Origin of the sequence: Streptomyces sp. MB09-02B (assembly GCF_033794485.1) — a bacterium.
In the GTDB taxonomy this organism is placed as follows: domain Bacteria; phylum Actinomycetota; class Actinomycetes; order Streptomycetales; family Streptomycetaceae; genus Streptomyces.
In genome coordinates this window covers 1-7,071 of record NZ_JARGEE010000434.1, presented here as the reverse complement: position 1 = coordinate 7,071, position 7,071 = coordinate 1, and the positions used below count along the sequence as shown (strand labels likewise).

The 7,071-nt window shown below is 70.0% G+C and carries 5 protein-coding genes and 1 pseudogene; 3 read left to right on the top strand and 3 right to left on the bottom strand.

From position 1 onward, the window contains the following. Positions 1-1,592, bottom strand: a 1,592-nt coding sequence (locus P1P70_RS37075; RefSeq protein WP_413471635.1) for a beta-N-acetylhexosaminidase, incomplete at its 3' end; no start/stop codon positions are given. Between the two features lie 105 nt (positions 1,593-1,697). Here P1P70_RS37075 and P1P70_RS37070 point away from each other — a divergent pair. Then, a complete protein-coding gene (locus P1P70_RS37070) occupies positions 1,698-2,570 on the top strand; it encodes a DUF4429 domain-containing protein (RefSeq protein WP_319245603.1) in 873 nt (290 codons plus the stop codon). 174 nt (positions 2,571-2,744) lie between these two features. On the opposite strand, the pseudogene P1P70_RS37065 reads toward P1P70_RS37070, so the two are convergent. Next, a pseudogene (locus tag P1P70_RS37065) lies at positions 2,745-3,557 on the bottom strand (purple acid phosphatase family protein); the annotation flags it as partial. An 88-nt stretch (positions 3,558-3,645) separates the two neighbouring features. On the opposite strand from P1P70_RS37065, the gene P1P70_RS37060 reads away from it, so the two are divergent. Together P1P70_RS37060 and glmS are read left to right on the top strand one after the other, a co-directional pair. Further along, positions 3,646-3,903, top strand: a complete 258-nt coding sequence (locus tag P1P70_RS37060; protein ID WP_086802204.1) for a hypothetical protein — start codon at positions 3,646-3,648, stop codon at positions 3,901-3,903. Between the two features lie 41 nt (positions 3,904-3,944). Beyond that, positions 3,945-5,762 carry a glutamine--fructose-6-phosphate transaminase (isomerizing) gene (gene glmS, locus P1P70_RS37055; RefSeq protein ID WP_319245601.1) on the top strand — a complete coding sequence of 606 codons (1,818 nt, stop codon included), beginning with the start codon at positions 3,945-3,947 and terminating at the stop codon, positions 5,760-5,762. Between the two features lie 317 nt (positions 5,763-6,079). On the opposite strand, the gene P1P70_RS37050 is transcribed toward glmS, so the two are convergent. Then, positions 6,080-6,610: a universal stress protein gene (locus P1P70_RS37050; RefSeq protein ID WP_319245600.1), complete on the bottom strand. Its 531-nt coding sequence runs from the start codon at positions 6,608-6,610 to the stop codon at positions 6,080-6,082. Positions 6,611-7,071: the final 461 nt, after the last annotated feature.

The following is a 7,071-nucleotide window of genomic DNA, read 5'->3' as shown; positions in this document are numbered from 1 at the left end:
ACCCCCAACACCTCCCACCGAGCAGCCTGCGCAGCAAGCCGCACCCGATACCCGTCCCATCCACGCACGGCCCCCGGCGACCACCCCAACTCCGCGACCCCCGGCAGCCGAGGAAACGCCATGTACTCAACATCCGCCGAGGAAACGATCGTCTCCGTCCACAACGGCGCCTCGACCCCCCGCACCGCGGCACCCGGCACCCCCTCCAGATAGCTCCCCGGATCCCAGTCGTACGCCCGCCGCACATCCACGTAGCCCGCCCAGTCGAGCCCCAGCGGCGTGTCCTCGTCGTACTTCATGTCGAGGTAGATCCGGTCGGCGGGCGACAGCACGATGCCCGTCCCGTTGCGCGCGGCGGCAGCCACCCGCTCCTTCTCCTCCGCACCCGTGCCGTCCGACCCCCAGTACTGCGCGAGAGCACCCCGCGCAGGCGTCGCCCCGGTCAGCTGGTGCCAGCCGACCACGGTCTTCCCGTACCGCTCGACGACCGGCTGCACCCGGTCCATGAACTTCACATAGTTCTCGTGGCTGGTGGAGTGCGCCTCGTCGCCGCCGATGTGGAGATAGTGGCCCGGCGTGAGCGCGGCCAGCTCCCGCACGACGTCGTCCACGAAGTCGTATGTCACGTCCTTGTCGACGCAGAGGGAGCTGAAGCCGACCTCGGTGCCGGTGTGGAGCGGGGGCGCGACACCGTCGCAGTTCAGCTCGGCGTAGGAGGCGAGCGCCGCGTTGGTGTGGCCCGGCATGTCGATCTCGGGGACGACCTCCAGATGGCGCGAGGCCGCGTACCGGACGATCTCCCGATAGTCGGCCTTGCTGTAGTGGCCGCCGGGGCCGCCGCCGAGCTGTGTGGAGCCGCCGTACGAGGCGAGGCGTGGCCAGGAGTCGATCGCGATGCGCCAGCCCTGGTCGTCGGAGAGGTGCAGATGCAGCTTGTTGAACTTGTAGAGCGCCAACTGATCGACGTACCGCTTGACTTGGTCGACGGTGAAGAAGTGCCTGGAGACGTCGAGCATCGCGCCGCGCCAGCCGTAGCGCGGGGTGTCCTCGATCGTGCCGCCCGCGACCAGCCAGGGGCCCGGCTGCGCGGAGTCCTTCTCGACGGCGGCGGGCAGCAGTTGGCGCAGGGTCTGGACGGCGTGGAAGAGCCCGGCGGGCGCGCGGGCGGTGAGGGTTACACCGGACGGGCCGCTGTCCAGGCGGTAGCCCTCCTGGCCGAGACCCGTCTCATCGGGGGTCAACCGCAGGCGGATTCCGGCCTCCTGGCGTTCGGTCACCGGCAGCTGGTACCCCGTCGAGGGCCGCAGGATCCCGGCGAGGTACTCCCCCACCCGGCTCACCTCGGGCCCGCCGTCGACGACGATCCGCGCCCCGCTCGTCAGCCGGTACGGCGCTCCGCCGGGCCGGACCGACCCGGGGGCCGGGATCACCTGCCCGAACGGGACGGTGGCGGCGGTGGCGGCGTCGGCGTCGGCGTCGGCAGAGGCGTTGTCGGACACGGGTGCGGCTCCTACGGCGAAGGTCCCGACCGCCACCACCAGCAGCAGCAGCAGCGAGCCGAGAAGGCGGGTCGATCTGTGGTGCGATCTCACGGCGAGCTCCCTCCACATATCGAACTGTGCGCTCCCCACCATCGTCCCTCCACCCCCTCCAGGTCTAGACCATCTCTCCTCGCGGCCGGTGGGAGAATCCCCCGCATGGCGGAAATCCTCCAGCGGGACGGCACGTGGACCTTCGACGGCGACACACTGCGACTGACCCCGGGCCGCGACAAGAGCGTGAGCCTGCTCCGCAAGACCCTCGGTGAACTGACCGTCCCGCTGGGCGCGTTGGCGGGCATCTCCTTCGAGCAGGGCAGGAAGTCGGGGCGGCTGCGGCTACGGCTGCGCGACGGCTCCGACCCGCTCCTCCAAGCGACCGGCGGCCGGCTCACCGACACCAACGACCCGTACCAGCTGAGCGTCGACGCCGACCGGTACGGCGTCGCCGAGTACTTCGTGGACGAGATCCGCAACGCGCTGCTCCTGGACGAGGTGCCGACCGACGCGGTCGACTCCTACCTCCTCGCCGGTCCGGCCGTCCCGCTCTCCGTCTCCGCCGGGGACGGTACCGCGAGCTTCGACGGCGAGCACGTACGGCTGGAGTGGAACTGGAAGACGGAGGACGCGAAGGCCGCGGCCGGGGCGCGGACACTGTCCCTGACGGACATAGAGGGCGTCGAGTGGCACCCCTCGGTCGGCCTGGAGAACGGCCATCTCCGCTTCACCGTGCGGAACGCGCCGACCAAGGCCCCGCCCAAGTACGACCCGCACTCCGTGGAGCTGTGGGGCTTCAAGAAGGACCCCCTGATGGCCCTGGTCGCGGCGGCCGTACAGGCAAGGCTCCCGCACCCGGCCGCCCCGGCACCGAAACAGCTGACCCCGTCCCCGCCTCCCGCGGGCGGGCCCGCCCCCGAGGACCACGACGCCCTGCTGCGCCGCCTGCGCGAGCTGGGCGACCTCCACCGGTCCGGGGTGCTCACGGACGAGGAGTTCACCCTGGCCAAGCAGGCGGTCCTCAAGCGTCTGTGACGCGCGTGAGGACCGCCCGCCAGGGTCACCCCGGGGTAAGTCACGGCGGTCGGCGGTCACTTGGCCCGGCGTGCCACCGTGAAGTGGTCGACGCGCGCACCCGTCTCGGCGATGCCGCTCACGGTGAGCGTGGCGTGGTGCCCCTTCGGCGCCGGCTTCACGTCCACCCGCAGGGGCCTCCTCGCCGCCGTAGCCGTTGGGCGAGTACCAGGCCTCCATGTCGTGGTTGCCGTAGGCGGGCATCCACGGCACGGACTTGGCGACGAACTCGGTCTGGGCCAGGAACTGGTCCCACACCCGGGAGTCGAAGCCGCTGTCGGCGGTCTTGCCCTGGCCGGCCGGGTCGGCGTAGGCGATGTCGCCGGCGTGCAGGTGGAAGGCCGGGTTCTGGCCGAGCAGCAGGCTGTTGTTGGCGAGGCCGTGGTACCCGACGCCCTCGTCTCCGAAGGCGGTGAAGGTGAAGGGCGTCTTGTGCGCGGGGGCGGTGGTGAAGGTGCCGAGGGTGCCCAGCAGGTGCGGCTCGGCCGGGTCGAAGCCGGTGTGGCCGACGCCGTAGTAGTAGGTGCGGCCGGGCTTGAGGTGGGTGAGCTTCGCGTGCACGTAGTACTGCGTGTGGTCGCCGCTCGGGCCGACACCGGCCGGGGTGAAGAGGGTGCGGACCTCGGCGTCGATGCGACGGGAGAGGTCCTGGGGGTGGGCGCCGATCCGGATGAACGGCTTCCGGACGGCGACCGGGACCTGCCACGAGACGGTGACCTCGGTGCGCGGGTCGTTGCCGAAGGCGAGGTGACGGCCGAAGGGGGCGACGAGGGAGCCGTCGACCCGCTCGGTGCCGGTACCGGCCTGGGTCGGGACGAAGGAGGTGCGGACGGGAGCCGGGCCTGCGGCCCGGGCCGTGGCGGCGGGCACGAACGCGCCGCCCGTGACGGCGCCGAGCGTGACCGCGCCGCCTCTGATCATCGAGCGTCGGGAGAACGTGGAGCGCAGGTACTCGTGCTGCTAGATTCAACACACCCCTGCCCGATTTCGGGCAGATTTCTTGCACATCACTCTCTGGTGCCCCAGGATCTACCGAGTGCACGACGAACTCGTTGATCACCTGACGCGATCCTCGCCCCTCAACCGGGGCGAGGCGCTGCGTGTGATCCAGGACGTGCTCGCCTACTTCGACGAGACGACCGAGGAATTCGTCCGTCGCCGCCACCGCGAGCTCCAGGCCCAGGGCCTGGTCAACGCGACGATCTTCGAACAGATCGAGGCAGACCTGAAATACCGGGCGGTCGCACCACCGGAGCTCACGCTCAGGCAGCTGCGCCGCATCGTCTACGGCTGAACAGCTACGGCTGAACATCCACAGCTAGGGGATACGTATATATGTGCGGGATTGTCGGTTACATCGGCAAGCGCGACGTGGCGCCACTGCTCCTTGAGGGCCTGCAGCGCCTGGAGTACCGGGGCTACGACTCCGCGGGCATAGTGGTCACCTCGCCCAAGACGGCCGGCCTGAAGATGGTCAAGGCCAAGGGCCGGGTCCGCGACCTGGAGGCCAAGGTCCCCGCGCGCTTCAAGGGCACGACCGGCATCGCCCACACCCGCTGGGCCACCCACGGCGCCCCGTCCGACGTGAACGCCCACCCGCACATGTCGGGCGACAACAAGGTCGCCGTCGTCCACAACGGCATCATCGACAACGCCTCCGACCTGCGGAAGAAGCTCGAAGCGGACGGCGTCGAGTTCCTCTCCGAGACCGACACCGAGGTGCTCACCCACCTCATCGCCCGCTCCCAGGCCACCACCCTGGAGGAGAAGGTCCGCCAGGCGGTGCGGATCGTCGAGGGCACCTACGGCATCGCCGTCATGCACGCCGACTTCAACGACCGTATCGTCGTGGCCCGCAACGGCTCCCCCGTCGTGCTCGGCATCGGCGAGAAGGAGATGTTCGTCGCCTCGGACATAGCCGCCCTGGTCGCCCACACCCGCCAGATCGTCACCCTCGACGACGGCGAGATGGCCACCCTCAAGGCCGACGACTTCCGCACCTACACCACGGAGGGCACCCGCACCACGGCCGAGCCCACCACCGTGGAGTGGGAGGCCGCCTCGTACGACATGGGCGGCCACGACACCTACATGCACAAGGAGATCCACGAGCAGGCCGACGCCGTGGACCGCGTGCTGCGCGGCCGCATCGACGACCGCTTCTCCACCGTGCACCTCGGCGGCCTCAACCTGGACGCCCGCGAGGCGCGCCAGATCCGCCGCGTCAAGATCCTCGGCTGCGGCACCTCGTACCACGCGGGCATGATCGGCGCCCAGATGATCGAGGAGCTGGCCCGCATCCCCGCCGACGCCGAGCCGGCCTCCGAGTTCCGCTACCGCAACGCGGTCGTCGACCCCGACACCCTCTACATCGCCGTCTCCCAGTCCGGCGAGACCTACGACGTGCTGGCGGCCGTCCAGGAGCTGAAGCGCAAGGGCGCGCGAGTGCTGGGTGTGGTGAACGTGGTCGGCTCGGCGATCGCCCGTGAGGCGGACGGCGGCATCTACGTCCACGCGGGCCCCGAGGTCTGCGTCGTCTCCACCAAGTGCTTCACCAACACCACGGTCGCCTTCGCCCTTCTGGCGCTGCACCTGGGCCGCACCCGTGACCTCTCCGTCCGCGACGGCAAGCGGATCATCGAGGGCCTGCGCAAACTCCCCGCCCAGATCTCCGAGATGCTGGAGCAGGAGGAGGAGATCAAGAAGCTGGCCGAGCAGTACGCCGAGGCCCGCTCGATGCTCTTCATCGGCCGTGTCCGGGGCTACCCGGTGGCCCGTGAGGCCTCCCTGAAGCTCAAGGAGGTCTCCTACATCCACGCGGAGGCCTACCCCGCCTCCGAGCTCAAGCACGGTCCGCTGGCCCTCATCGAGCCCGCCCTGCCCACGGTCGCGATCGTCCCGAACGACGACCTGCTGGAGAAGAACCGCGCCGCCCTGGAGGAGATCAAGGCCCGCAGCGGCAAGATCCTCGCCGTCGCCCACCAGGAGCAGGAGAAGGCCGACCAGACGATCGTCGTCCCCAAGAACGAGGACGAGCTCGACCCGATCCTCATGGGCATCCCGCTCCAACTCCTCGCCTACCACACGGCGTTGGCCCTGGGCCGCGACATCGACAAGCCCCGCAACCTGGCCAAGTCGGTGACGGTGGAGTAGCGGTCCCCTCCAAGAACGGGGCGCGCCCAGGCTTTTGAGGGGCGCGGGGCTGTATCGACATGCGGCTCCGCCGCGTGGGCGCGAGCAACCCCCACCCACCCGCAGAGGCCGCACGACGAAGACGGACCCCCACGTGATGCCACCCATCACAAGGGGGTCCGTTCCATGACGCCGGGAGTCGCCCAACATCCCAGCGCCGCTGCCAACTACCGTGGCCGTCACACCACTCGGTCCGGCATCACGCGGGTTATGCCCTTCACAAGGACACAAACACCCCTACGCGCCAGTAGACTTACGGGTTCTCGAACTCGAACTCGTCAGGGAATGACGATGACCGGACGCTGCGCCCGCTTGGCCAGCCGCCCGGCGACGGACCCGAAGATCCGCCCGACGATGCCGTGCGTCGACCCGACGACGATCGCGTCGGCCTCGTACTCCCGCCCCACCTCTTCGAGTTCGTGGCAGATGTCGCCACCGCGCTCGACGAGGATCCAGGGCACTTCGACGAGGTAGTCGGCGCAGGCGAGCTCCAGCCCGAGGACCTCGGTGCGGTGGTCGGGTACGTCGACGAAGACGGGGGGCTCGCAGCCGGCCCACACGGTCGTGGGCAGCCGGTTGGCGACGTGCACGATGATCAGGCCCGAACCGGAGCGGCGGGCCATCCCGATGGCGTACGCGAGGGCGCGCTCACTGGACGTCGAACCGTCGAAGCCGACGACGACGCCGTGCTGGAAGGCGGGGTCGCAGGAGGGACGTGCCTCTTCCGCCGCAAGGGGCTCTGCCGCCGTGTGATCGGCGACGGGCCGCCGCTCGCGGTCCGCGGAGTCGAAGAATTCGTGACCGGCCATGGGTGTCTCGGCGTTCGGATCCTCGTGTATGGGACGACGTGGATGGGACATCGGTGCGCGGCGGAGCCGTGTCCGGGAAACATCTTCCCAACCCCATACCCCCAAGGGTACGACCGCACGCCTCCTCCGCCCAGATCCCGCACCGGCTGCGCGGGGTTCCAGGGAGCATGCACGAGCCCGCCCCCGTAACGCAATGGTTGCTGCCAAGTACAGCCGGTTTGGCCACCCTCCCCACCCAGCTGCGGGCAGTCGTGCGGCTAGGGGCGGCACGGTGGGCGCAGCGGCACCCCGCGAGCGCGGGTGAGCGAAAGCGACCCCCACGGCAACCCGATCAAGGGGCACCAGTGACCGACAGGTCGAACACGCGTTGAACCCCCGTAAGCCGACCCCGAGGGAGCCAGGAGGGAGCCCGCAGTGCCCGCCCACCGCACAGCACACCGGACCGCACCCCGCAGCACCAC

Excerpts from the sequence above, each read along its gene's own strand:
- P1P70_RS37070 (WP_319245603.1), top strand. The coding sequence starts at position 1,698 with ATGGCGGAAATCCTCCAGCGGGACGGCACGTGGACCTTCGACGGCGAC.
- glmS (WP_319245601.1), top strand. The coding sequence starts at position 3,945 with ATGTGCGGGATTGTCGGTTACATCGGCAAGCGCGACGTGGCGCCACTG.
- P1P70_RS37050 (WP_319245600.1), bottom strand. The coding sequence starts at position 6,610 with ATGGCCGGTCACGAATTCTTCGACTCCGCGGACCGCGAGCGGCGGCCC.